This window comes from Nostoc sp. DSM 114167, from assembly GCF_052692655.1.
The window spans coordinates 6164761-6189484 of sequence record NZ_CP195116.1; the positions used below are offsets into that span (position 1 = coordinate 6164761).

Sequence of the window (24724 nt, forward strand, 5' to 3'; positions counted from 1 at the left end):
TTGAGGCAAAACCTATGCAGTATTGCAACCCTACTCAACCCTATTTAGCAGCGAAGTAGGCTTCTAATGCTTCAGAACCACCAATTAATTTACCATCGATAAATACTTGGGGAACTGTTGTTGCACCTGCAACTGCTTTTAGCGATCGCGTGGTGATATCCTTACCCAAGGTAATTTCTTCGTAGTTGATGCCATGTTCCTTGAGCATTGCCTTAGCACGGGCACAAAAGGGACAACCCACTTTCGCAAACAGGGAAACTACTTCGGGCTTAACTGCTTGGGGATTGATGTATCTGAGCATTGTCTCAGCATCCGACACCTTAAAGGGATCTCCTGGCTCCTCTGGTTCAATAAACATCTGGTTAATTACACCATCTCTCACCAGCATAGAATAACGCCACGATCGCTTGCCAAACCCCAGGTCTGATTTATCTACTAATAGACCCATCCCTTCAGTAAATTCACCATTTCCATCAGGAATTAGTGTGATATTTTCTACTTCTTGATCCTTTGCCCATTCGTTCATCACAAAGGCATCATTAACAGAAATACAGATAATGTCATCGACACCATTCTGTTTGAAAATTGGAGCTAATTCGTTGTAGCCAGGGAGATGAGTGGATGAACAAGTCGGAGTATAAGCACCTGGTAAAGAGAAGACAACTACTGTCTTATTAGCAAATAGCTCATCAGTTGTCACATCCACCCATTGGTTGTCCTTGCGAGTATGAAAAATGACATTGGGTACTCTTTGTCCTCGGCGATTGGGTAACATAATTTTGCTTGCCTTTAGTAATCAATTCCAGTCATAACCTATCATGGGAGAACTGGTACAATGTAACTATCAATCGTCTAAGAAACTTCATTAATGAATGGAGCGATCGCTGCTACAAATTCAGTGGTTGATTCATACGGTAAAACATTACGCCCATTTATTTTTAAACCTCGACTTTCAGGCAAACAACCAAGATAGTGAGCCAAACGTTCATCTGGCGTTTCTTTTTTATTGTCTTGGCTAATACTGGATGCAATTTCACCCATAACTGCTAATGTTGGTTGCCCAATCGAGGCCATAAAACTAGTATAATCATCTCGCCAAAACCCTGCTAAAAAAGAAAATACTGCATAGCGACTAGCAGGATTTTCTGCACCTGCAAGCAATGTATTTAACCACTCTGCATCCACCGCAGTTTCAGAAGCAAAGAGTTGACGAATCGAAAAAGAACGTAAAAATTTGGGAGTGCGTGCATACCGATAAAAAGCACTACCAAAAGGCGAATCTAACACATTCCAAAGGAATTTCTCTTGCCATTTTGGTGGTTTATTTGTCATCAAAGCCCACGTTGGCGGCCCAGCAAGTACCAATCCGGCAATTAAATTTGATTGCTTTTGGACTAATTGAATAGCAACTGGCAATAAAGCGCCTTGTACTACTAAAATAACCGATTTTTGGACTACTGTTTGCAAAAAGAACTGTAACTGTTCTGCCCAATCACTAGGAGTGTAAGCTATACGGGGCATATCACTTTCACCACATCCTAGTAAATCAGGATTATAAATTGAATTACGCTGACCTGTACGATACCACTCGCGACAAAATCGTTGCCAAAATCGCCGCGACAATCCCACGCCAATCGGATGAATTAATAGTAAGGGAATGCCCTCAGATGTTGTATTAATTGGTTGATGTACTTCGTAAGCACAACGATAATTCTGCCAACTGTAAAACTGGCTAGGAGATGCTGTCAAATTAGTTGTGTTAGCTACAGCAGATGGTTGCATAATTCCTAGTTTTTAATACGTGCTAAAAAATCATCTGTGGATGAATCAATTTGTATCCAGCTTCTTTGAGCTTTTCATTCGATACCCAAGCATTATAGGGGCGAGTACTCTTGATAGATGTATCCCATTCTACTTTGGGTAAATTATGTTTTTCAAATAAGCTATCTAGCAAGTCTCGGCTGGTGAGATGTGCATCATCTACCAGATTGTAAATTCCTTGCAAACGACGGTGACGGGCAAATTCTATCGCACCAACAATATCATCTAGATGAATCCAATTTGTGGTATCCTCACCATTGCCCGGACGGGTTGTACCAGAATATCTACCAAATATTTTCAACAGTTCTCTACCAGTTCCATAAATCCCTCCTAAGCGGAATATACAAACACGGAGATTTTCGCTAGATGCCGATAGCAACACCTCTTCTGTTTTGCAGAGGATTTGGGCATTTAAATTAGCAGGTGCAAGCGGTGTTTCTTCATCTACCCATACACCATTTCTGTCACCATATACAGCATAACTACCTGTGTAGATTAATTGTTTTACACTCTTAATCTGCTGTAAGCACGAAACTAAAGTTTGGGCAGTTTGTAGATAAGTTTTTTCATAAACTTCTCCATTTTTTGCCCCAACACTCAAAAGTACAACTTCTTGATTGTGCAAAACTGATTTTAGACCATCTATGTCATTACCACTGGTAACTACAACTCTTTGAGATACTGATTGTAGGGCGGGGACACGCTCAGGAGAAGTTGTAGTTACACTAACAACAAAATTCATATCTTGCTGCCAATATTGAGCAACTTTATAACCAACATAACCACAACCAATGATTGCAACGTTCATGACAAATTAGACACAAATAAATTAAACTACTCATTGAGACGATTTTCTCAATTTAGACTGTCTGGAAGTAAATAATTTTAACAGTCCAGAGCTAACAGTCAATAGTACAAAAATTTTGATTTAGTGACAAATGACAAATGACAAATACAACTCTTGGAGAGGCTGCACTTCGACTACGCTCAGTGACCACGCCAACGACTTCGCTCAGTACAAGTGACAAATGACAAATGACTATTTCGCTAATTCTTTCTCAATTATGGCAATTATTTCTGGTGAATTTGGCTGGACACTACTATTAAATCGAGCTATCACTTCACCTTGCTTATTAACTAAAAATTTTTCAAAGTTCCAAGCAACAGCTCCCGTTGGCTCAACAGCTTTAGTAAGTCGCTCATAAAGTGGATGCTGCTGTGAACCTTTGGCATGAACTTTATCAAATAGTTCAAAGGTAACACCATATTTACTCGTGCAGAATTGCACAATTTCTTCATTGCTTCCTGGTTCTTGCCCACCAAAATCGTTACAAGGAAACCCTAAAATACGTAAACCTGCTTCTCCATACTTTTGGTTCAACTTTTCTAACCCCTCGTATTGAGAAGTATAACCGCAGAAGGAAGCCACATTTACAATTAAGAGTACCTTATCGGTGTAGTCGTTTAATTGCTTATCTTCACCGTTGATGGTCTTGACTGCAATATCCGAAATTGTGTTATTCATCTGAAATCTGATTGATAGGGAATATTGCCAAGTCTCCCATATTACAGGTACTTTAAACTCGGTTTCTTTAAGGAAATTACGTTTGTTAGTCTTGTTGTAACAATTCTATGTGAGTTGTGTAGTTGCAAAACCCTGTATCTTGCAGAAATAGCTCGAGAAAGCTATTCTTTCAGCATAAATACGTTACATTTACGTTGCTTTTAATACCGAATTTTGAATGCGGTGATGAATCGATCTAGGTTGAAAGCTACAAAGAATTGACTCTTTGTATCAAAAGTTAACAACATCCTGAATTCTCCAATTTATGATTTTGGAAAATAGGTAGCTAGAAAGAATATAGTTACTTTTTTGTTGCATCATGAATTATATTTCATTACAAAAACTAAAAAACTGTATTTTATGATACAGTTTTTTAGTTTTGATAGTGAATAGAGCTAAAAATCACATTGTTAGCTTAAAAGAGGCATTTTAGGGTAGTTCTTTCTACCTGATTTTTTATTGACATTATTCCAGACAATTTTGGGCGCTTTTTCAGCTAATTTTTTTTAAAACATTTAAAGATTAAGTTAAAAAGACTTGACTCTTCCAGAAAATACATCATAAATTTCTTACGAAGAACTATAAAAAATATTTACAGATGTGCCAATAGTTTCTTAAACTCCTACTAAGGTTATTTGAGTTTCTGGTTTTTCAACAATTTGTCTAAATAAAAAATATCAAAACCCACTGGATCTAATTTCGGAGAGTATTTTTTTCTGCTTAACCTGCTTTTTACCTCTTTTAAGGATGATTTGGAGGATAATACTCAAATTCATGTACAAACAAAAATCGAAAACCAAAAATAGGCATTCGTCTGCAAGAAATTACATTATCAATTCACAATCTAACTCTAAAGTCAAGCTATTTAATTTGATTCAGCGACTTTCTCCCAGTTGGCAAGCTTGTTTACCTATCGCTTGTCTGATTGTGTTGGGTTGGGGTTATGCCGCAGTTGCCCAAACTCCAGCCGCAGCGCCAACGACAGCAGAACTCAAAATTGCTATTGACACCCTGTGGGTAGCGATCGCTGCTTTTTTAGTGTTCTTCATGAACGCTGGTTTTTGTATGTTAGAAACTGGCTTCTGTCGCCAGAAAAATGCTGTCAATGTTCTTTCCAAAAACTTGATTGTATTTGCTCTGTCTACCGTTGCCTTTTGGTCAATTGGTTTTGCCTTCATGTTCGGTGATGGCAATGACTTCATGGGATTGAATGGGTTTTTCTTAAAAGGAGCAGATAACAGTCCCGCTACAGCAGACGCTTATAAAGGTGTGTTCAATGCCATTAATTGGGCTGGTGTACCTTTAGCAGCCAAGTTTTTATTCCAGCTAGTGTTTGCTGGAACAGCAGCAACAATCGTTTCTGGTGCAGTAGCCGAACGGATTAAGTTTGTTGACTTCCTAATTTTTAGCCTTTTACTTGTAGGTATTGCCTATCCCATTACCGGACATTGGATTTGGGGTGGTGGTTGGCTAGCAGATAGAGGCTTTTGGGATTTTGCCGGTTCTACGGTGGTTCACTCTGTAGGTGGCTGGGCAGCTTTGATGGGAGCAGCATTTCTTGGCCCCCGTCTTGGTAAATATCAAGACAAGCAAGTTGTAGCAATGCCCGGTCACAACATGAGTATTGCTACTTTGGGCTGTTTGATTTTGTGGTTGGGCTGGTTTGGTTTCAACCCCGGTTCTGTCATGGCTGCCGATCCTGGTGCGATCGCTCATATTGCTCTAACTACTAACATGGCTGCTGCTGGCGGTGGAATTGCTGCCACTATCACAGCTTGGTTGTACTTAGGTAAACCAGACTTGTCAATGATTATCAATGGTATTTTGGCTGGTTTGGTTGGGATTACAGCATCTTGTGCTTACGTAGGTGTCGCTAGTTCTTTAGTAATTGGCTTCATTGCTGGGGTACTGGTAGTTTTCTCTGTAACATTCTTTGACAAACTTGGCATTGATGACCCAGTGGGAGCTACCTCAGTTCACTTAGTTGGTGGTATTTGGGGAACCCTAGCAGTTGGTCTATGGTCTGTTGGCCCTGGTGCTTTTACCTGGTATACACTTGGCCCAGAAAAAGGTTTATTTTCCGGTGGTGGCTTTGGACAGTTTGGTGTTCAGTTGCTGGGCGTTGTCTCAGTAGGTGGGTTCACTGTTTTACTCAGTAGTATTTTTTGGTTGGCACTAAAAGCTACTTTAGGTATTAGAGTATCTAGAGAAGAGGAATTAGAAGGTTTAGATATTGGCGAACACGGTATGGAAGCCTACAGTGGATTTCTTAAAGAAGGTGATGCAATGGTATTTTCTGATGAACAAACCTCAAGTGGGAGATATTAGGGAAAATATTTCTTTAGCTCACCCTCTGGCATATTCTGACAGCAGAAATCATGTATTTGAACCACACCTGTCGTAGGGGCGTAAGGCCTTGCGCTCCTACCGCGTGGTCTATTTATCTGAAAATAGCTGTAATTTGAGCGACCAATACACCATTAGTTGATTGAATTGATTTTGCTTCTCTACCGAAGCGGGGAAAAGTAGGGGGTATAAAACCTCCTGTCCGGTTGTTGAGTTTCGACTACGCTCAACTGCCGCGTAGTCGAAACACTGCCTTCTTCAATAATTTAGCGATCGCATTTTACCTTGTGAAAATTTTATGCTTAAAGGCTTAAGAGCTAGTATGCTGCTATTGGCAGTGATGGGAAATTTAGCATGGTCATTTAATGCCAAAGCAAATTTTAACGGCAAACTGACCGTGGAAATTGATGGTTTGAAGAATAAAAAAGGACAAGTTTGTGCCAGTATATTTGCTAGCAGTGAAGGATTTCCTAGCGATGGCAATCGTGTCTTACAAAAACAGTGTACCAAGATTACTGAAAATCCCTTACCACTTACCTTTAATAACTTGAAAGCAGGTAGTTACGCCGTTGCTGTCTTCCACGATCAAAATAATGACCGCACCCTCAATACCAATCTTTTTGGTATACCAAGGGAAGGTTTTGGATTTTCCAGCAATCCAGAAATTCGCACAAGAGCGCCTAAATTTAGCGAAGCAGCATTTTTAGTAGTAGGGCCAGATACTAATATCCACATCCAGTTGAAATACTTTTAAGCTGATAGCAGATTCAGCTTAGTACACTGCCAATACTTTTCGGGTTTTGGGGAAAAGGGGAAGAAAAAATCTTTAACCCAAACCCAGTAACCTTTTCCAAAACCCAATTCATAATTAAAAATGCACAAACGAGAAGTATTGGGTACACCATCAATAGACTTCTTGCAAAAGTCGGGGGGAAGGGGAAAAGGGTAAAGAAACTCAAAATCTTTTCCCTTTAACCTTTCCCCTTTTCCCTAAAAGTGCAAAAATATATTTTTGCAAGAGGTCTAATATCAGGTTCGGTTAAACACTTATAATAATATCTGTAGGTTGGGGAGCCACTGCGTTGGGCGGGTTCCCCGACTTGAAGCACGTGGCGTTTGAGGAACGAAACCCAACATTTGATCCTTGTTCATGTTGGGTTTCACTGCCGTTCAACCCAACCTACATTGATAGATTTTATTATAAGTAATCACCCGAACTTGATATAATCTCTATTGTTGTGAATTATTATCAGAATCTTCCTGTAGACTCTGTTGCTCTGGCAAGTCACGTATTCGTATTCGATTCATCTGATTTAAAGCATATCGTGCTGTTGCTTGCACATCGGCATCTGGGTCTTCTAGCGCATGGTGCAACATCTGAGTCATTTGACCCATCATGTCATAAACGCGCGTCAGGTCACGGATCGCATTTTGCCGCACTTGTGGACTTTCATCTTGAATTGAAATTGCTAAAGCACGGTTCATTGGTTTGAGTGTGCGGATGCCAATTTCTGACAAAGCTGCCAAAATTAAGCTGCGTTCTTGAGAATCAGCATCAATTATCAGGTCAACCAGATGTTGAATTGCCCGCGAATCTCCCTGCTGGCCCAAATCCCAAATAGCCTTGCGCCGCTTGGTTGGGTCAGAACTGCGTAAATCTTGAATTAATTCCTCAACGATATTGAGTTTAGCAAGACGGGAAGTTTTTTCTGGTAACAGTAATTGTGCGGAAAATGTTGGTGGTGGAGGAGGTGTTTGTAGATTAGTGACAGTCTCCAGTAAAGGTGGTGTAATCGGTTCTTTGTTAGCTTCACTCAAACTTTTAGGTTCTGATATTTCGGACTTTTGCACTTGCTTTCTCTTTTGAAACAACCTCAGCAGATAAAAAAGTGCGCCAGTACATCCTAAAACTCCAATGGCAAATAGTAACCACCAGACAAAACCTCTCTCAGGTGCTTTGGGATTTGCAGAAGTCGGAGCAATAGAAGTAACTTTTGGAGAGGTAACTTTTGAAGAGGTGAACAACTGCTTTTTCGCCTCTATTGCTGCTTGCAGTTTCTCCTGAGTCGCCGGGCCAGCAAGCCCATCTAATTTTAAACCTTTTACTTTCTGGAATTTAGCTACAGCGATTTCCGTATTGGCGTTATACTGTCCATCTACTACATCTCTGTAGTACCCCAACTGCTTTAATTGGGTTTGTAGTCTCTGCACATCTGATTTTCGACTACCATATCTTAAAACAGCTGGACTAGCAGTAACTTTCGGACTAGCTTGTGCAAGTTCTAAAATTTCAGGTGCTAGGTTAGGTGAAGCTGAACTTGAGCGATTTGGGTAAAAACCCACGCAAGCAAAACAGGTAAATATCAGAATTGAGGAAGGGCATAGCCTCATATTGCAAGTTTCAGCTTGAAGGTGCTTTTCAAATCTTCGATACCACAATAGCTTCTAGACGACCAAATGTTAACTGTCATTTTTAATTGAGAATTGGGTATGGGGCAGAAGAGGCAGAGGGGCAGAGGGGCAGAGGGGAAAGACTGACTGCCACTGCTCTCCTGCTTTTCGACTCCCTCATCCTCTACTTAATTACTAATTACGAATTATTTTAACAAGTTAGGGTAATATTTCTGGTTCCGATTCTTTAACTGCGAGGCTGATGGGGTTCAATTTTTTAGCAGATGCTTCTAAAACTGGTTGCTGTATATTAGCTATCTCGCCGACAGTAACTGTGTCGTTTTGTCCTGCTAAAGTATCGCGTTGATTAATGAGATAGATGCTGATTAAAGTGAGAAATACTCCTACCCACTGCAACGGACTGAGGACTTCTGAGAGGAAAAGATTGCCGAATAGTAGCGCAAAGACGGGTGTTAGGAAGGTGAGAGAACTAAGACTCGTGAGACTGCCACTAGAAGCAAAGTAGAAGAATAACCCATAAGCGATCGCACTGCCGAATACGGTAGCATAACCCAAGGCCATGAAATCAGTTCCTCCCAGATTTTCCCACTGCTGGGATTCAACAACTGATGAAATTCCCCATAGCGGCAATCCGCCCAAAATCATGTGCCATCCCGTAGCGCTTACAGGGTCAGCATGTCGGCACACAAATCGAATCAACACTGTTCCCACTGCCATTGATAGTGCTGCTAATAGCATTAACCACTCGCCACTAGCAAACAAATCTTGCCAGTTGCCGATTGTCATATTTGCGCCTGAGTCGAGAAAATGTAAAATCCACTCATCAGGTAAGCCAATTAAAGTAATGCCTGTGACTCCCAAGCCTAGCCCCAGCCATCCCCAAAAACCAATCTGTTCTTGGAATAGCCACAACGACAGCAAGGCAACAGCCAAGGGTTGCGAGTCAATCATCACAGACCCCAACCCTGCACTAGTTCTGACTAATCCCTCTGCCAAAAAGCCTTGAAACAGCGTCCCATCTACTAGGGCAAATAAGGCAATCCACAGCCATGCAGCCCAACCCTTCGGCTGGGGTTTACCCATGAATGCTGCTGCAATCAGAATTAACATCCCTGCTGGTATCAGACGCACACCTGCCATGAATAGCGGTGTGGTGTGGGGTATCACTCCTTTCATCGCTACCATTGCCGTCCCCCATAGGAAAAAGGGGGAGATTAACAACAGGGGGGCGAAGGGAAGTCGAGATGCACTGAGTTTCAGTTGCATGGGTTTGCTGATGCCTTTGTTAAACAAGCGCAAAAATTGCTTTACCCAATTTTACCGAATTATGTAGTTTTGCGATCGCAAAGAGCAATGAAGGAAAAATCCACACTACAAGTCCGTAAGGCTATTTATTTTACACATTGAGCAAGAATTCGTTTCATATATATTAAGTATGGCTTTGGCTAAAATCATAGTGTTTTTATTAAACGCAGAGGAACGCTGAGGGTTTTGGAGGATGATTTGCTTTATAACTCTTTTTCTATTTTGGCGATCGCTGTACTATACCAATAAAGGCATCTTCTAAAGAAAAAGGAATCGGACGTAAAGAATTGATGGTAATTTGATTAGCTTTTAAAAGTTGAGTTAGTTGATTTATTTCCTGTTCGGGGCGATCGAGAACAATGTGTAAACTATCAGCGAAAATCGAGACGCGCCAAGACTCAAAGTGTTGTTTTAGTATTTTAGAAGCTACTTGGTTTTGATTGACAATAATTTCTATTAATTGTCCCGGCTGCGAGGCTTTGACAGAACTGGGTGAACCTTCAGCGACGGTTTCTCCTGCAACCATAAAACTCATGCGGTTGCACTGTTCAGCTTCTTCTAGATAGTGCGTTGTCACTAAAATAGCTGTACCGTTGCGGGCGAAATCATTAATCAGCTTCCAAAACTGGCGACGCGCCAACGGATCTACCCCTGATGTTGGTTCGTCTAAAAACAAAATATCTGGTTCGTGCATCACGCAAGCACCGAAAGCAACTCGCTGCTTCCAACCACCTGGTAGCTGCCCTGTAATCATATTTGCTTGTCCTTCTAAGCCGCAGGTAGCGATTACCCAATCAATTTTTTCGCGTCGAAGCTTGCGAGGTACGCCGTAAACTCCGCTATAAAATTCGAGATTTTGCAGAATAGTTAAATCGTCGTAAAGAGTGAATTTTTGACTCATATAACCAATGCGTCGCCGTAAGTCTGCACTACGTAGATTTCCTGTCTCACCACCCAAGGAAATTTCACCGCCACTTGCTCCTAGTAATCCACACAGCATCTTAATGGTGGTGGTTTTGCCAGCACCATTAGCACCTAACAATCCAAAAATTTCCCCATAGCGAACTTCGACGTTGACATCTTTAACGGCTTGGAACTTGCCAAAAACCCGGCTGAGGTTGCGAGCATATATTGCTAGCGCTGAGTGCTGAGTGCTGTTAGCGTCAGCGGGGCGTTTAGCCCGTGCTGAATTGTCCCCCTGCTCCCCTGCTCCCTGCTCCCTGCTCCCTGCTCCCTGCTCCCTACTCCCCCACTCCCCTGCTCCCCTCTTCCGATAACGAGGAAATGGAAAAAATTGCGGTGCAGAACCTTGTTGTCGCAAGCGCATGACAAAAACGTTTTCTAATGTGGGTTCGCCATATTCGATACTGGGAGAAGGTAAGTGATGTTGTTGCAGTAGTTCGCGGACTTGGGTTTCGCCAGAATTTATATCTTCAACGAGGACATCCAAGCGATCGCCAAAAGTTTGCACATCTACTATATTTGTCTGAGTAGCCTGGGAGAGTATTTCTTCTGTAGCTTCTAGGTTGGCTGTTCGCACTTCTAAGCGATGCAAGCCTAAGTTAGCCCGTAACTCTTTGGGTGTGCCAATTTCATGAATTTGTCCACTATACATCAAAGCCACGCGGTTACAGCGTTCAGCTTCATCTAAATATGGTGTCGCAACTACAATTGTCATCCCCTCGGCTGATAATTCCCCCAGTACATCCCAAAACTCCCGCCGGGAAACTGGATCGACACCCGTGGTAGGTTCATCTAATAACAATACTTCTGGTTGCGAAACCAAAGCACAACACAGCGCCAGCTTTTGTTTCATCCCACCAGAAAGTTGTCCCACTAAGCGATCGCCAAATCGCTCTAAATTCATTAATTTTAAATATTTATTGCGGCGTTTTCTTAATAAATCATCTGTTACTTGCCGCAACCCTGCTGCATAACGCAAGTTTTCATCAATACTCAAATCCAAATACAGCGAAAACTGTTGAGTAAGATAACCTGTTATTAATCGGGCATCTCGTGCAGGTTGATTAAATATTTGCACCTCTCCTGCGGTTGCTTCCATCACACCGCCCAAAATGTGAAATGTACTAGTTTTCCCCGCACCATCAGGGCCAATTAGTCCAAACATTTCACCTTTGTAGACACTCAAATCAATTCCTCGCACAGCAGCTAAGTTTCCATAGTGCTTGTGCAAACCGCGAACTTCAATTGCTGTGGTTGTGGTTAGCAAACTAGATGATGGAGGTAAGTTTCGAGAGAAAGTAGTAATTTGCTGTTTCATTCCCTTCAGCGTCCTAGCTTGAAAAGTGGTGTAATGGTTTCAGAGGATGGAGTGTACACGAAGATACCTTTTTCATAGTTGGCAATGAAATTTTTTAATCGGGACTATCTTAAAAATGCTAAATATTTCCCCCCTGCTCCCTGCTCCCTGCTCCCTGCTCCCTACTCCCCTGCCCCCTGCTCCCCTGCCCCCTGCTCCCTGCTCCCCTGCTCCCTACCCCCTACCCCCTGCCTTCAAATTAATTTCGGCATCTGCTGGCATCCCCATTTTGGCGCAGGGTAAATCTGATTCCCTATAAGGTTTTTCGGGGTTAAAGCAGCTATCAGGGTTTTGAACTTTGATCCGAATTCCTACTACTTGCCTGACTCGATCTTTTTGAAAGTAAATATTTTCTGGTGTAAATGAAGCTTGCGGATCGATGGAGATTACTTTACCTTCTAATGGTTTTTTTGGTGCAGAATCAATGAAGATTTTTGTTGTTTGTCCTAGACGCACTTTGCCAATATCGCCTTCGGGAATAAAACCTCTAAAATACACTGTTTTGGGGTCAACAATTGTCAAAATATTAGTCTGACTGCTAACTATTGCACCTGGTTCGACATTACGGGCTGTCACTACTCCATCTAAAGGACTAACTACATTTAAATCTTTTTTGGAGTCTGCAATCTGGGTAAGGATTTGCTGATTTGATGCTTGGGCATCTTTCACTTTGGCACGGGCAGAGTTGACTTTTGCCTGTGCAGATTTAAGTTGAGCATAACTTTGCTGTTGCTTTCTAACTAAAGCTGTTAACTGGGCGTTGCGAATATCAGGATTGAAACCTGTAGTATTAACTTGAGTTAACGCTCCTGATGTAGCCTTTAATTGCTGGCGTTCGGCATTAACTGCTGCAACTCGTGCTTCTAGGGTTGCGATCGCGGTATCTAGAGTAGTTTGGGCTTGATCGAATTGTTGTTGATTGACTGCCCCTTCTTTTACCAATTGGGCATAGCGATCGCGGTTGATTTTTGCTAAATTAACTTCTGCTGCTGCCTGTTTAACTTGTGCCTGTGCTTGCACTAATGTGGCTTGGGCTGCTGCGACATTTGCTTTTGCCTGCTCAATTCTTCCTTGGGTATCTCCTTGAGACTGCTGTAAATTCAGTTTGGCTTCGTTAATTTGGCTGTTAATTTCTTGAATTTCTCTACTGACTCGCTCTACATCTGAAATTGCCTGTTGTTCATCATACCTAGCAGATGTCACTCTCGCTTGACTACCAAGTAGTTGTTGTTGCAGCAATCGATCGTCTGTGTCGTCTAACTTAATTAACTCTTGCCCCTTTTTAACTGCTGCCCCTTCCCGCACGGCAATTGTCTCAATTCTTCCAGAACGCTTGATCCCGATCTCGGTTTCATAACCCTCAATCCGTCCACTAACTTGCAGTACATTTGGTGATACTTGCGGTTGAGAGCGCCACACCGCGTAGCCAATACCACCAGCCACCAGCAGCACCCCAATCGGTAAAAGGATCGGTTTCTTGCGGTTTTGCTGCTTCGATACTGCATCTTTGAAATTTTCCGGGGATGTTGGGATAGTCTGAGTCATGGTATCACCCTGGATTGTGAAAAATATTTTGTAAATTGAAAACTTTGAATTCTGTGTCATATACTAGACTGTCTAGTATGATAAGACAAGATATAAGTCAAAAAGTTTACTTTTCATGCCTATAAACCCTACTTTCCACCTAGAAAATACTTTACCTGCGATCGCTCCCAAGCAGGAGCAAATCTTGCAAGGAGCTATACAGGTGTTTTTGAAGGAGGGTTACGCTAGAACAAGTATGGATCGTGTTAGCGCGGCGGCTAAAGTATCTAAGCAAACAATATACAGTCACTTTCAAGATAAAGAAGGGCTGTTTAAAGCATTGATAGAACGGTTGACCCTCGCTTGTTTTCAAAGTATTGTTTGCACAGAAAATTTACATAGCGAACCAGCGATTTTTTTGCGTCAAATTGCTAAAATTTATTTAACCGAAGTCGCTGATAATCCCGATTATTTGGCATTATTGCGTTTGATTATCACCGAGTCACAAAACTTTCCAGAACTAGCCAAACTTTATACTCAAACCGTTGTGCTACGCGGTCGGCAAATGCTGAGTCAGTATTTCGGATCTCATCCAGAATTAAGAATCACCGATCCAGAAGCAATGGCTCATATTTTTTTTGGTTCGCTGGTATCCTACGTGATTTTACAAGAGATGTTGTATGGAAAAGAACTTACATCTTTATCACGCGATCGCTTGCTAGATAGCTTAATAAATGCGGTTATGAGCCAGTCCTTAAATATGGTTACTCAGGGATAATGGGTGTATTTGTTTGAGATGATCGAGTGAAATCACAAGTAAAATATTATGCTTAGTCAATTACCGAATTGCATTACTAGCCCTTCATGGTGGCAACTGATCGGATGGATTGCCGATCCGATTGGATTTCAGCAAAAGTATAGTCAAGAGTATGGAGATATTTTTTCCATGCAACTAGCTGGACTCGGTTCTTATGTAATTCTTAGTCATCCCCAAGCCATTCAAGAAATTTTCAGTCAAGATTCTAAATTTGATATTGGTCGTGGTAATAAACTTGCAGAGCCTCTGATTGGGCGAAATTCTCTCATGTTAATAGATGGTCCCCGGCATCGACGAGAACGAAAATTATTAATGCCTCCCTTTCATGGAGAAAGGCTACAGACTTATGCTCAACAAATCTGCTTAATTACCGAGCAAATCGCCAGTCAATGGCAAATCAATCAACCTTTTGTGGCTCGTTCTGCCATGCAGAAAGTTAGTCTAGAAGTAATTTTACAAATTGTCTTTGGTTTAAGTGAAGGGGAACGCTATCAACTAATTTTACCTCTACTAACTAGTTGGTTGGATATGACTGATTCTCCTTTGCGCTCTAGTATGCTATTTTTCCGATTCCTACAACAAGATTGGGGAAAATGGACTCCTTGGGGGCAGATGAAAAGTAGACAAAACTATATTTATCAGCTACTTCAAGCAGAAATTGAAGAGAAAAGAACAAAGAACAATCACCAGGGTGATGTTCTGAGCTTAATGATGGCAGCACGGGATGAAAATGGGCAAGCAATGACCGACGATGAATTAAAAGATGAATTGCTGACAATTTTATTTGCTGGACATGAAACTACTGCAACAACGCTAGCCTGGGCTTTCTATCAAATTCACCAAAATCCAGATGTCCTCTCAAAATTGCAGCAGGAACTCGACAGCTTGGGAGAAAATCCAAACCCGATGGAAATTGCTCAACTTCCTTACTTAAGCGCAGTTTGCCAAGAAACCCTGCGGATGTATCCAGTCCTTCCAGGGCTTTTCCCACGCATTACCAAATCATCCATAAATATTGCCGGATATCAGTTTCCTCCTGACACAACTTTAATGCCAAGTATCTACCTTTTGCATTACCGAGAAGACTTGTATCCTAATCCTCAACAATTTAATCCCGAACGTTTTTTAGGACGCCAGTATTCCCCTTGGGAGTTCATTCCTTTTGGTGGTGGAAGTCGGCGCTGTTTAGGATATGCCCTAGCTCAGTTAGAAATTAAATTAGTCCTCGCAACAGTTTTATCTAATTATCAACTTACTTTAGTAGAAAATAAACCTATTAAACTGCAACGACGTGGATTTACCCTTGCTCCGAATGGTGGAGTTCGGATGATGGCTATTAAAAAACTTATTTAACGTGAGTTCGACGGCTCTAAAAACCCCACTTCCATTCCTCTCCCCCACTCTTCGAGAGGCTTTGAAACCCTAATTTTTTCGTTAGAAACTAAGAATATTTCTGCCCCTCTCCGCCTCCAAGAGGGATTGGGGAGAGGTTCATCGAACTCACGTTAGTTTAGCTGTATATTATTCAAATTTTTCTAGAGTGAAATCATAACCAGCTTCTTTGACTAGTCTGGTAGATTCATCCTTGCTTTCAAATTGTTGCATTTGAGTACGAAAAGCTTCATCATTAACTAGCTTTTCATAAAAAGCTCTGACATTTTTAAGAGACATAATTTTCTCCTTAAATAACTACTTCAGGTAGAGCAACTTCATGCATTAACTCGGATGGATTATAATTGTCGGTTATAACTTGTGGACAACGCAGACAAGCTGCTTTGCCTTCTTGCTGCCACCAACGGCAATCTCTTCGTATAAAACAGGGAGGAAGTTCTTCTACTACAGCAGGTAATTTTTCTGCAACTCTCGTTGCTAGACGACAATCTTTACCGTCAAAATGCTGACAATCTTTTGATGCACAAGGGGCAGCAGTGCGAAAAATTTCAGTGGGTGTAACTGGGCTAGCTTTTGCTAACAGTTCATCTGTAACAGGTAGTGGCTGCTTGAGATAAGTTACACGCGCTTGGCTCGCTTTTTTGCCAACTATACCAAAGACTATACTGTCTGCCAGTTCTGGTCTAGCACTAGGACACAGTGTAGTCTTATCAACAGGAATTTCCATGATTTGAAGCTTTAGCGAAGATGATTTTTTACTCAATCAGGACTTACGCGAAAATAATTGAAAAGCCTATTATTCCGTAGTGGTAATTCATGAATTACTGCTACTTACGACATATTTTGCGTAAGTCCTGTCAATATCTAAGCTTTAGTATCTGTTGCAATCAGTCCCACGATTATTGGAGGAGGACAAACAGATTTAAAACCTGCGATCGCAGGTTGAGTTTTACCTCCTACAATATTTGCCACTTCTTCATCAGATAAACTTGATAAACCTTCGCTTGCATCTGGAATTTGATTTCTACGTGCTAACGCATTGTTTACTGCTTCATTAATCAAATCATGAATTTCAGTTTGATTGTTGTACTCTCTGTTTTCTCTTTTCATCTTGATTATTCCCACTCACTAATTTTATTTTCAGTTTACTGCTCATTGGGGAGTATGACAAAATAAAGTAATCACATAATATATTGAAGATAAAACTCTCAATAAATGCTTTATTTACTTCGCCACATTCTACTTAGAGGATGCTTAGAAAGTATTTTTAATAACATCAAAAAATTGGTAATTCCCCCCCTAGTTTACTGCGAGATCGTGAGAGTTGAAAAGTCTCTCCCCTTTAAGGGGAGAGATTTAGAGAGGGATTTTTAATATACTTTACGACTTTCTAAACAACCTTTAAGGTTTCATAAAATATTAACACTAAAATTCTATTATTTTGTTGTAACTTAAAATCTTCCTACCTTTCCCACTTTTCCCACTTTTTCCGGTTTTTAAGTATTCAATTTTCCCAGTTTTTCAGTGTTAACGTTAACAGATAACTTCTTTAATAAGGGCAAGCACACATGATTTCATCAACCCATTGTTGGATAAAAATGTTGTTGAGAAAATAGCCTATCTAATACATTTGAGTTTAAGTGTATAATTAGCAGCTTCTTCTCCAAAGCTAATAGAAAGCATATCTGTATGAATAATACCTGGATTGAGGGGTATAGCTGCCATACCATTCGGCAATTCTTGTGCCAAAGAACGAGTTAATCCTTCGATTGCCCACTTAGAAGCGCAGTATGGTGCAACGCCTAGCTGAAGTCGAACGTCCCCAGCCAGAACTAAAGTTAACAATAATACACCGTTTCTTTTTCACCTTTGGTGTACCTTGTTAATTCTGTGCAATTTAGCGTTGCATAATTGAAGTATGAATTTGAGCGATCGCATGATTCATACTTCGATTCAGCAACGCCGAAAATAAAATCAAAAATATTGGCAAAATTCAAATCACACTTCAATTGGTACAGGTTTCTCCATAGCTCACGCTTGGATTAAAAGCAGCCGACGATCAAATCCAAGGGCGTAACTTTCTGTACGGATGCTTACTTCACCCCGGATACAGAAGAAGGCCGCCCTAGAAATGCCTGTTTGATAGGAGCGCATGGTTAGGCCTTTGGGGTGGACGATGGAAGTGGACAGACTTCCATAGCTTGAATCAAGCCGTGTTCAAAGGTGAATCGATGGCCCACGTGTTCATCGGCAAGAACTGCGTAAGCCTTGTCACGCACGACCTGATGCACATCGACCAAAATGCGCCCGCCCTCCTCCAAGTAAAAGGAAACCGGCTCGACGTGCGGATCGATCTCGCTCCATTGCTCCGTCCAGTAAGCGCGAACTTCTTCAGGTCCACGGACAAAACCGCCTTTGAACGCTCTCGGCCAAACCACGTCCAAAGTCATGAGGGCAAGGGCAGCGTCAATGTCTCGCGCGTTGAAGGCTGCGTAAGCCGCACGGAGCAGTTCGATTAGGAGTGCTCTTTGATCTGACATAAGAGATATGGTGAACCAGATGCAGTAAGGACTAACAATTTATTGTACAGAGTTTAGCTGAAGCTTTTTTATCGACACTATCATGCCTGATGTCAGGTTTATTTCCAGGATTTCCCATTTTTAATTCTTCTATTGTAAGGAAGGTTGTTTTATATATATAGGACTCATATTTGATTGGGTGAAAAAACTCAGTACACCTTAGAAAGCTTTCTTTCCTGTTCCCTATTCCCTATTCCCTGCCTATCGCGCTTGCGCTGCGCTTCTCTGCGAGACGCTTTGCGAACGCGCACCACAACAAGTAAATTCTCCAAATCAAACCGGATTCCTATAGTCTCCACCTTTGTATCTTTGAAGCAGTAGGTGTTCGATACCGATACGGCTAAGGCTCTCACTTTCACTATTGAGGGTTTGTAGTAAGCACTTTAGTGCTTAGAAAATAAGGACTAAAGTCCTTACTACAAACTTGCTTACCTCTCAATTTCAACTTGACATACTACCTGAAAATCATTCTTTTCGACTATTATTTGCGTAAGTCTTATTCACTTTTTGCTGTCTGGCTGAAGACTCGATAGTATAGTGACGTACTCGTTTCCTTTAAGGGAAACAGCAGATAGGTGAGAGGATTTATTGCCACAATAATATTTCGGAAGTCACGCCGCGCCAAAAATAAGATCGCACGAGCAACTTGCTGTGCAGACATCACTCCATAAGGATTCAGTTGACTCTTAAACGGGCCAAGAATTAACTTGCGAATGACACAATCCCCATCCAAACGCTTGAGCGTAACAATATCTCCTAGCGCTCTTTTGCTGAGTTCATAAAGCGGACTCAGTGCTGGAGAAACCTCAGCCTCAGAAGTGTTTACCCAAATTTCCTTGGTTGCTTTTGCTTGTGGCCCTGTTACAGTTGTCAAAAATATATCTATCAACCGCAATGCTGAAAAGGTATTCACTTCATAAGAGGAATTGATCGCCTCCGATGTGCGGCTGGCGTAGACATTGACTCCATGATTGATAATTAAAATATCTACTTTCTCTAAACTATCCTTCAGATTAGCTTCATTGCCCAACTGCCAGGAAACCACTTTTACCCCAAGCTCTACTAATTTTTCTGGATTAGTAGTTAATGCCACGACTTTAGCATTATTCTTGACAAGTTCAGCTGCCAACGCTTGCCCCAACGCTCCTGATGCTCCAGTTAAAGCGATGGTTTTACCTTTGAGAGACAGTCCTGTACCCAGAATTTTATCAACTAAGGGAAAGACGCCACTGTAGTAGGCGTTAACATCATCAAAATGATGTCGCCAATGGTAAGACCGATTCACCCACCAAATGGATGGAATTGTCTCTAAAGGGCCGGGTAGGTGGTTGTAATCTGTATCAATTTTTCCTTGAAAATATCGCACAGACGCGCCATACAAAAAGGTGCAAGCGTAAGCTACTCCTAGCCATAACCCCATTTGCTGGACAATTAAGGCAACGACTACCAATACCACCAGCAGTAGACTCGACTCTAAAATGTCGTGATAAAGCTGCGATTCTTGATAAACTTTCAGAGAAACTATCGATAAATCGCGGCGATAAGCCATGTGGTGCTTGTTGTGCCATTTAGCAAGCCAATTGACTTGGTGACACAAAGCATGGTAGCTGTCTCTCAATATCTCAGCAAGTAAAAGTGAGAAGAGTGCCCAACTAGCAAACTGTAAGCTGGCATTTAGCCAAACCCAATTAATTTGTAAGCTTGTCTCAATTCCTATCAAGTTTTCAGCTAGCATTTTTATCATGTTTGTCTATACTCGTTTTTGTTAATCATTCTTCACTATCTGATAAAGGTACGTTCAGGTCGAGTTTAGAGCAAATTCAAATCAAAGGGAATGGGGGACAAGGGGATAAGGAGAAATAAGCAATGCCTAATTACGAATTAGTTACAGCGTATTCAAGTAAATTCTACCCCTGCACTTGCAGCCACATCTGCCAAATCTTGTTGAGAAGTCTGGACTATAACTTCTAATGCAATTCGAGTGTGCATGACCCTCGATTTTATTCACTGGATCAAAATGTTGAATATGAGGATGAACTCGATTCTAATATTTTAGATAACATGGCACTGGGTGAAACAAGATTTGATTGGATGTTAAGCCGTTTAAGAAAAAATTAGATTTATTTCGATACTGATAAATAATATAATTGATAACTGTTTTAACAGTGCTGTCTGTTTGTCACATCTCCTCAATATCCACAATATGAATATCGACCGATTACATGAACTTAAGCAAAAACTGACAAATGACGCAGACTTGTCCGATATCTGGCTATTTTATATGGATCATTTTGCGGATTGGCCGGAATTCACTGACATGGGTGAGCCTGCCCATAATGAATATTTAGATACTGTCCTCCAAAAAACTTGTCAGCAGATGTTTGGCAGGGCAATAAAGATTAGTGACTTTTTGCCGATCTACATAGCTCCGTATCATTTATTTCATGGAGCTTTCTTTCTTGAAGGACGTATTGGGGGTGTGATTTATTTCGAGGATATAAAAATTGGGTTAATTGCAGTGTCGGCAGATTATCCCCCTACCGATGCGGTTAAGTATTCACGTTTTACTGAGGTGATTCAACTGTCTGCTCCTAATGGCAACGATGTCTACGACGGGCTACACCTACGCAATTGAGATTCATTCTTTAATGTATAGTCAAGGGAATCCCGTTATCTTTGGGTTTTAAATTGAGAATAAATGGTACAGCTTTCAATACCCAATCGGACACGGGTGTATAATTAGCAGCTTCTTCTCCAAAGCTAATAGAAAGCATGTCAGTATGAATAATACCTGGATTGAGGGGTATAGCTGCCATACCATTCGGCAATTCTTGTGCCAAAGAACGAGTTAATCCTTCGATTGCCCACTTAGAAGCACAGTATGGTGCAACTTGGGCTGAAGTAGAACGTCCCCAGCCAGAACTAAAGTTAACAATAATACCCCGTTTATTTTTCACCATTGCTGGTACGAAATGGCGAATTATATTCGCTACTCCTTTGATATTGATATCTATCAGATCGGAAAATTCTTCAGATGGTATTTCCCACAAAGGTGCTGGGTAATTAGTAATTGCCGCATTATTAATTACTATATCTGGTGGTGCATATTTTTGAAGTACATCTATTGCCCATTTTTCTACAAGGTGTTCATTTGCCACATCTACAGATGTGAAATCATTGGGCGCACTAAACTTTTGGCGTATTTTATCGATAGCATCTGATGAACGGGCGCAACCAATAACAGTATGTCCTTGTTGAATAAAACCTTCGGTCATGGCATAACCTAGACCTTTGCTTATGCCTGTAATCAAGATGAGTTTAGTCATATTATTGAATCTGTTAAAAATAAATTGTAGTTTTTAGAAACTAAGTAGCTGCTAAACTTTGATCCATTTCAGCACATCAGGATCTTTATCATAACGATAGGTAAAGCCGTCTCTGGCAGTAATCGATTCGCCTTTGCTTGCCTTACTTCTAATAGTTTTAATGGAATAAAAAGTTAATTCAGCCATTTCCTGATGAGAAAATCCTTCACTTATGACTTTTTGAGTTAATCTTTCTAATTGATTTTGGGATTCATTATTAGGTAAACTGTCTGTGCTAACGCGGCTCTTTTCTACAGAGGTATAGATAGCTGTTTTTTGAATCCGATAATCTTTCACAGTCAAAAGTTGCCAACTGGAATCTTGTGTAAGCTCTAGAACCCATTGATGATAATCAAATAGACTTTCCCTATGCCCAACGCTGATAAACGTTGTTTTCGTTTCTTGTAATTGTCTATATAAATTACCTTCGTTCTTTAAATCTAAAGCACTTGTTGCTTCATCTAATATCGTGAAATGAGGATGAGTCACTAATAGGCGTGCGAAAGCAAGGCGTTGTTGTTCTCCTAGCGATAATATGTTTTCCCAAGGAAGCTCTGTATCAAAACTATCAACTCGACTTAGCAAGTTTTGCAGGTTTACTTGTTGCAATACTTCTTTGAGTTCTGCATCGGTCATTTGACGATTTCTATTAGGATAAAGTAACTGTTCGCGCAAAGTTCCCAAAATTATATAAGGACGTTGAGGTAAAAATAAAACTTCTTCTAGGGGAGGTCGCACCAGACGACCAGTCCCTGCATTCCACAAACCTGCGATCGCTCTCAATAAAGAACTTTTACCTCGACCACTCGGCCCAACAATCAATAAACCTTCTCCCGGTTGAACAGACAATGATAAGTCTTCAACGATTAGCTGCTCGTAGTTGGGCGTTTGTAAGGTAACATCCTCAAAAGCCAGACGGTTTTCTTCGATTGTTTTGATGTTACTGACATTTTCTGGTTGTTTAGTTACTGTTTCTAAAGCATCTGAAAAATTAGCTAAACGCTCAACATAACTCGAAAATCGTCCAGAAGTTCCAAATTCATCTATTAATGTTGCCAGACCATTAGCAAACATACTGCAAGCTACAACTGCTTGGCTAACTTGTCCGAAATCAATTTCACCTCGAATATATACAGGTGCAAATATTAAATATGGAAAAATTTGGATTACAGAGCGGTATCCTCTATTAAAAATATCTTTATTTCTTTCCCAATTAATCTTGCTTTCAGAATTTTGAAAAAGATTATTAAATCTTCGCTGAATGATATTTAATTCTTGGTTTTCTCCCCGGAAGAAAGCTATAGATTCAGCATGATTACGAACATGAGTTAGGCTATATGTATAATCAGCTTTAGATTCAAGTTCTTCTTGAGTAATCTTATCTAATTCTTGACTCAAGTAAACAGCAATCAAATTGCCTATAATCGTATAAGTAAGTAGAAATGCAACAGCAAATTGGGAAATTGACCAAAGAATTATTAAAAAAGTCGCCATTTCCAGGATTTTTTCTAACAAAGTAGCTGAAAAATTGAGAGCAGTCCTGGCAATAGGTTCGATTTCTTGAGATAGACGTTGGTCTGGGTTATCAATATCGGAGCTAAAATTGATTTTATAATAAGCGCGATCGCTAAAATATTTTTTTAAAATCTGCTGATTGAGCCATTGATACCAATCAAGGGCAATTTTTTTTCTGACAAATTTAGTAAATCCTGTCAAGAACGTGATTAAGAGCAGCCCAAGGGCGTAAAGTGATAACGTACTAAAAAACTTAGAAGTATCTTTATCTTGAATAATGATATCGACTAAATAGCGATCGACAAAGCTATTAAAGGCAGTTACGCCCACAAGCCCAACTATTAATAAGATTAGGAGAATGAGCATCCCCCATGTTTGAATTACATCTGAAAATGCTCTTTGCCCTGGCTCTATTGGAAACCAGTAAGGACTAGCGATCGCTTTTACATCCTCCCAAAATTGAGTAAAATTAGAAAGGAAAGAAGTATTTTTTGAAGGTTGATTAGAAATAACTTGAGCTTGCATATTATACCTCTTATAAAAATAATTTTTAGGATGATAAATTTTTGTAAAATATTGTTTTTTATTTCATTAGCTATAGCTAGAAAATAAAAAATGCAGTATTAATCCTGATTATTTAAACAAAATCATCATATCACAAAATAATTTTGCTATATTTCTATAACTAGAAATATAGCAAAGCAATTCAATGATAAATTCCCAGCATTTCTTTTGTTCTGGGATGAAAAATTACGAACTCCAAACTTCAGGATTGACAATGTAAGGCGGCTTCTCGCCTTGAAGCACTTGAAGTATTTGATTAGCTGCAGAAAGTGCAGCAGTCATACCAGCTTCAGGTGTCACTCCAGCCAAATGAGGGGACAAAATTATATTGTCAAACTCATATAAAGGATTGTCAAGAGATGGGGGTTCAGGCTCAAACACATCAATTGCAGCCCCTGCTATCAACTTTTCGCGTATGGCTGTAACCAAATCTCGTTCGCGAACTACCTTTCCACGAGATGTATTGATCAAGAAAGCAGTAGGCTTCATTTTCTTGAAAGCTTCTAAAGCAAACATTTCATAAGTTTCATCAGTTAACTCAGGATGCAAAGATACAAAGTCAGATTCAGTAAGTAGGTAGTCTAAATCTTGTACTAAGGTTGCACCGGCTGCTTCTGCTTTACTGATTGGGACATAAGGATCGTATGCTAAAACTCGCATTTGAAATGCTGTACTACAAATTTGAGCAACAGCACTACCAATCCTTCCCAAACCGACAATACCAAGGGTTTTTGCTTCGACTTGAATTGGTTGTACCTGATTACGAATTAAGTAGTTTCCTGTTTTGACACACTGATTGAGAAAAGTAAGCTTTTTAGCAAGTGCTAAAATCATGGAAATCGTGTGTTCTGTAACAGCAGTTGTTGATAACCCAGGATTATTAACTACGACAATTCCCTGTTGTGTTGCAGCCGCAATATCAATTGCATCAGTGCCAAATCCAGAGGTACTAATAACTTTTAAATTTTTTGCTAATCGAATCGCTTCGGCATCTAATTTAGCAGGATAACGGACAAATACGCCAGATACGTCTTGAATAGCTTCATGGATTTGATGCTGCGTTGGTTCTTTGATAATCTCGATATTAGTGTATTCTTCTAGAAGCTTTTCACCTGTTTCGTGGTACATTCTCCCAATTAAAAGAATCTTGTGATTTTTAGTAGTCGCTGGGGAAGTTTGAGGAAAAATAGCTGTCATCTT

General features: G+C 40.5%; 22 protein-coding genes. 5 read left to right on the forward strand and 17 right to left on the reverse strand.

Translation table 11 applies throughout. The annotated features are described in order from the left end of the window. Positions 1-40: 40 nt before the first annotated feature. From NSTC731_RS26235 to NSTC731_RS26250, 4 genes are all read right to left on the reverse strand, one after another. On the reverse strand, positions 41-775 hold the full coding sequence (locus NSTC731_RS26235) for a glutathione peroxidase (RefSeq protein ID WP_445627505.1): 735 nt from the start codon (positions 773-775) through the stop codon (positions 41-43). A 77-nt stretch (positions 776-852) separates the two neighbouring features. Continuing rightward, complete coding sequence (locus NSTC731_RS26240; protein ID WP_445627506.1) at positions 853-1782, reverse strand: alpha/beta fold hydrolase; 930 nt, start codon at positions 1780-1782, stop codon at positions 853-855. A 22-nt stretch (positions 1783-1804) separates the two neighbouring features. Further along, positions 1805-2629 (reverse strand): SDR family oxidoreductase, encoded by an 825-nt coding sequence (locus NSTC731_RS26245; protein WP_322714445.1) that lies wholly within the window; start codon positions 2627-2629, stop codon positions 1805-1807. A gap of 231 nt (positions 2630-2860) precedes the next feature. After that, positions 2861-3346 carry a glutathione peroxidase gene (locus tag NSTC731_RS26250; protein ID WP_445627507.1) on the reverse strand — a complete coding sequence of 162 codons (486 nt, stop codon included), beginning with the start codon at positions 3344-3346 and terminating at the stop codon, positions 2861-2863. Positions 3347-4159: 813 nt separating this feature from the next. Here NSTC731_RS26250 and NSTC731_RS26255 point away from each other — a divergent pair. Then, positions 4160-5713, forward strand: a complete 1554-nt coding sequence (locus NSTC731_RS26255) for an ammonium transporter (protein ID WP_445627508.1) — start codon at positions 4160-4162, stop codon at positions 5711-5713. 316 nt (positions 5714-6029) lie between these two features. Further along, positions 6030-6485, forward strand: coding sequence for a DUF2141 domain-containing protein (locus NSTC731_RS26260; protein ID WP_445627509.1), 456 nt, complete (start codon positions 6030-6032; stop codon positions 6483-6485). Between the two features lie 476 nt (positions 6486-6961). Here NSTC731_RS26260 and NSTC731_RS26265 read toward each other — a convergent pair whose 3' ends face one another. The 4 genes from NSTC731_RS26265 to NSTC731_RS26280 form a co-directional block, all read right to left on the reverse strand. After that, complete coding sequence (locus NSTC731_RS26265) at positions 6962-8122, reverse strand: peptidoglycan-binding protein (RefSeq protein ID WP_445627510.1); 1161 nt, start codon at positions 8120-8122, stop codon at positions 6962-6964. A 219-nt stretch (positions 8123-8341) separates the two neighbouring features. Beyond that, complete coding sequence (locus NSTC731_RS26270; RefSeq protein ID WP_445627511.1) at positions 8342-9409, reverse strand: DMT family transporter; 1068 nt, start codon at positions 9407-9409, stop codon at positions 8342-8344. A 256-nt stretch (positions 9410-9665) separates the two neighbouring features. Next, positions 9666-11729, reverse strand: a complete 2064-nt coding sequence (locus NSTC731_RS26275; protein ID WP_445627512.1) for an ATP-binding cassette domain-containing protein — start codon at positions 11727-11729, stop codon at positions 9666-9668. Positions 11730-11942: 213 nt separating this feature from the next. Further along, entirely contained in the window at positions 11943-13313 is a 1371-nt protein-coding gene (locus NSTC731_RS26280; protein WP_445627513.1) for an HlyD family secretion protein, read from the reverse strand. A gap of 115 nt (positions 13314-13428) precedes the next feature. On the opposite strand from NSTC731_RS26280, the gene NSTC731_RS26285 reads away from it, so the two are divergent. Beyond that, positions 13429-14070 carry a TetR/AcrR family transcriptional regulator gene (locus NSTC731_RS26285; protein WP_445627514.1) on the forward strand — a complete coding sequence of 214 codons (642 nt, stop codon included), beginning with the start codon at positions 13429-13431 and terminating at the stop codon, positions 14068-14070. A gap of 48 nt (positions 14071-14118) precedes the next feature. Next, entirely contained in the window at positions 14119-15462 is a 1344-nt protein-coding gene (locus NSTC731_RS26290; protein ID WP_445627515.1) for a cytochrome P450, read from the forward strand. 168 nt (positions 15463-15630) lie between these two features. Here the strand turns inward: NSTC731_RS26290 and NSTC731_RS26295 are convergent, their stop codons facing one another. The 6 genes from NSTC731_RS26295 to NSTC731_RS26320 all read right to left on the reverse strand — a co-directional run bounded on the left by NSTC731_RS26295 (position 15631) and on the right by NSTC731_RS26320 (position 19824). Next, entirely contained in the window at positions 15631-15780 is a 150-nt protein-coding gene (locus NSTC731_RS26295) for a Nif11-like leader peptide family natural product precursor (RefSeq protein ID WP_445627516.1), read from the reverse strand. Positions 15781-15790: 10 nt separating this feature from the next. Then, positions 15791-16228: a nitrogen fixation protein gene (locus NSTC731_RS26300; protein ID WP_445627517.1), complete on the reverse strand. Its 438-nt coding sequence runs from the start codon at positions 16226-16228 to the stop codon at positions 15791-15793. A gap of 137 nt (positions 16229-16365) precedes the next feature. After that, positions 16366-16611, reverse strand: coding sequence for a hypothetical protein (locus NSTC731_RS26305; protein ID WP_445627518.1), 246 nt, complete (start codon positions 16609-16611; stop codon positions 16366-16368). Positions 16612-17118: 507 nt separating this feature from the next. Then, the gene (locus tag NSTC731_RS26310) at positions 17119-17346 is read right to left on the reverse strand and encodes an SDR family NAD(P)-dependent oxidoreductase (protein ID WP_445627519.1); all 228 of its coding nucleotides are present in this window, start codon (positions 17344-17346) and stop codon (positions 17119-17121) included. Positions 17347-17657: 311 nt separating this feature from the next. Continuing rightward, a complete protein-coding gene (locus tag NSTC731_RS26315) occupies positions 17658-18041 on the reverse strand; it encodes a nuclear transport factor 2 family protein (RefSeq protein ID WP_445627520.1) in 384 nt (127 codons plus the stop codon). Between the two features lie 535 nt (positions 18042-18576). Beyond that, on the reverse strand, positions 18577-19824 hold the full coding sequence (locus NSTC731_RS26320) for a bifunctional sterol desaturase/short chain dehydrogenase (protein ID WP_445627521.1): 1248 nt from the start codon (positions 19822-19824) through the stop codon (positions 18577-18579). Between the two features lie 459 nt (positions 19825-20283). Here NSTC731_RS26320 and NSTC731_RS26325 point away from each other — a divergent pair, with 459 nt between their 5' ends. Next, positions 20284-20715, forward strand: a complete 432-nt coding sequence (locus NSTC731_RS26325) for a hypothetical protein (protein WP_445627522.1) — start codon at positions 20284-20286, stop codon at positions 20713-20715. Between the two features lie 10 nt (positions 20716-20725). Here the strand turns inward: NSTC731_RS26325 and NSTC731_RS26330 are convergent, their stop codons facing one another. The 3 genes from NSTC731_RS26330 to NSTC731_RS26340 form a co-directional block, all read right to left on the reverse strand. After that, positions 20726-21406 (reverse strand): SDR family oxidoreductase, encoded by a 681-nt coding sequence (locus NSTC731_RS26330; protein ID WP_445627523.1) that lies wholly within the window; start codon positions 21404-21406, stop codon positions 20726-20728. Positions 21407-21457: 51 nt separating this feature from the next. Further along, on the reverse strand, positions 21458-23485 hold the full coding sequence (locus tag NSTC731_RS26335; protein WP_445627524.1) for an ABC transporter ATP-binding protein/permease: 2028 nt from the start codon (positions 23483-23485) through the stop codon (positions 21458-21460). A 225-nt stretch (positions 23486-23710) separates the two neighbouring features. Further along, on the reverse strand, positions 23711-24721 hold the full coding sequence (locus tag NSTC731_RS26340; RefSeq protein ID WP_445627525.1) for a hydroxyacid dehydrogenase: 1011 nt from the start codon (positions 24719-24721) through the stop codon (positions 23711-23713). Positions 24722-24724 lie beyond the last annotated feature (3 nt).

Coding starts and splice junctions, on each gene's coding strand:
- NSTC731_RS26255 (WP_445627508.1), top strand. CDS start 4,160: ATGTACAAACAAAAATCGAAAACCAAAAATAGGCATTCGTCTGCAAGA.
- NSTC731_RS26295 (WP_445627516.1), bottom strand. CDS start 15,780: ATGTCTCTTAAAAATGTCAGAGCTTTTTATGAAAAGCTAGTTAATGAT.
- NSTC731_RS26265 (WP_445627510.1), bottom strand. CDS start 8,122: ATGAGGCTATGCCCTTCCTCAATTCTGATATTTACCTGTTTTGCTTGC.
- NSTC731_RS26280 (WP_445627513.1), bottom strand. CDS start 13,313: ATGACTCAGACTATCCCAACATCCCCGGAAAATTTCAAAGATGCAGTA.
- NSTC731_RS26325 (WP_445627522.1), top strand. CDS start 20,284: ATGAATATCGACCGATTACATGAACTTAAGCAAAAACTGACAAATGAC.
- NSTC731_RS26320 (WP_445627521.1), bottom strand. CDS start 19,824: ATGATAAAAATGCTAGCTGAAAACTTGATAGGAATTGAGACAAGCTTA.
- NSTC731_RS26315 (WP_445627520.1), bottom strand. CDS start 18,041: ATGTCAGATCAAAGAGCACTCCTAATCGAACTGCTCCGTGCGGCTTAC.
- NSTC731_RS26340 (WP_445627525.1), bottom strand. CDS start 24,721: ATGACAGCTATTTTTCCTCAAACTTCCCCAGCGACTACTAAAAATCAC.
- NSTC731_RS26250 (WP_445627507.1), bottom strand. CDS start 3,346: ATGAATAACACAATTTCGGATATTGCAGTCAAGACCATCAACGGTGAA.
- NSTC731_RS26270 (WP_445627511.1), bottom strand. CDS start 9,409: ATGCAACTGAAACTCAGTGCATCTCGACTTCCCTTCGCCCCCCTGTTG.
- NSTC731_RS26260 (WP_445627509.1), top strand. CDS start 6,030: ATGCTTAAAGGCTTAAGAGCTAGTATGCTGCTATTGGCAGTGATGGGA.
- NSTC731_RS26300 (WP_445627517.1), bottom strand. CDS start 16,228: ATGGAAATTCCTGTTGATAAGACTACACTGTGTCCTAGTGCTAGACCA.
- NSTC731_RS26335 (WP_445627524.1), bottom strand. CDS start 23,485: ATGCAAGCTCAAGTTATTTCTAATCAACCTTCAAAAAATACTTCTTTC.
- NSTC731_RS26240 (WP_445627506.1), bottom strand. CDS start 1,782: ATGCAACCATCTGCTGTAGCTAACACAACTAATTTGACAGCATCTCCT.
- NSTC731_RS26285 (WP_445627514.1), top strand. CDS start 13,429: ATGCCTATAAACCCTACTTTCCACCTAGAAAATACTTTACCTGCGATC.
- NSTC731_RS26245 (WP_322714445.1), bottom strand. CDS start 2,629: ATGAACGTTGCAATCATTGGTTGTGGTTATGTTGGTTATAAAGTTGCT.
- NSTC731_RS26290 (WP_445627515.1), top strand. CDS start 14,119: ATGCTTAGTCAATTACCGAATTGCATTACTAGCCCTTCATGGTGGCAA.
- NSTC731_RS26305 (WP_445627518.1), bottom strand. CDS start 16,611: ATGAAAAGAGAAAACAGAGAGTACAACAATCAAACTGAAATTCATGAT.
- NSTC731_RS26275 (WP_445627512.1), bottom strand. CDS start 11,729: ATGAAACAGCAAATTACTACTTTCTCTCGAAACTTACCTCCATCATCT.
- NSTC731_RS26235 (WP_445627505.1), bottom strand. CDS start 775: ATGTTACCCAATCGCCGAGGACAAAGAGTACCCAATGTCATTTTTCAT.
- NSTC731_RS26330 (WP_445627523.1), bottom strand. CDS start 21,406: ATGACTAAACTCATCTTGATTACAGGCATAAGCAAAGGTCTAGGTTAT.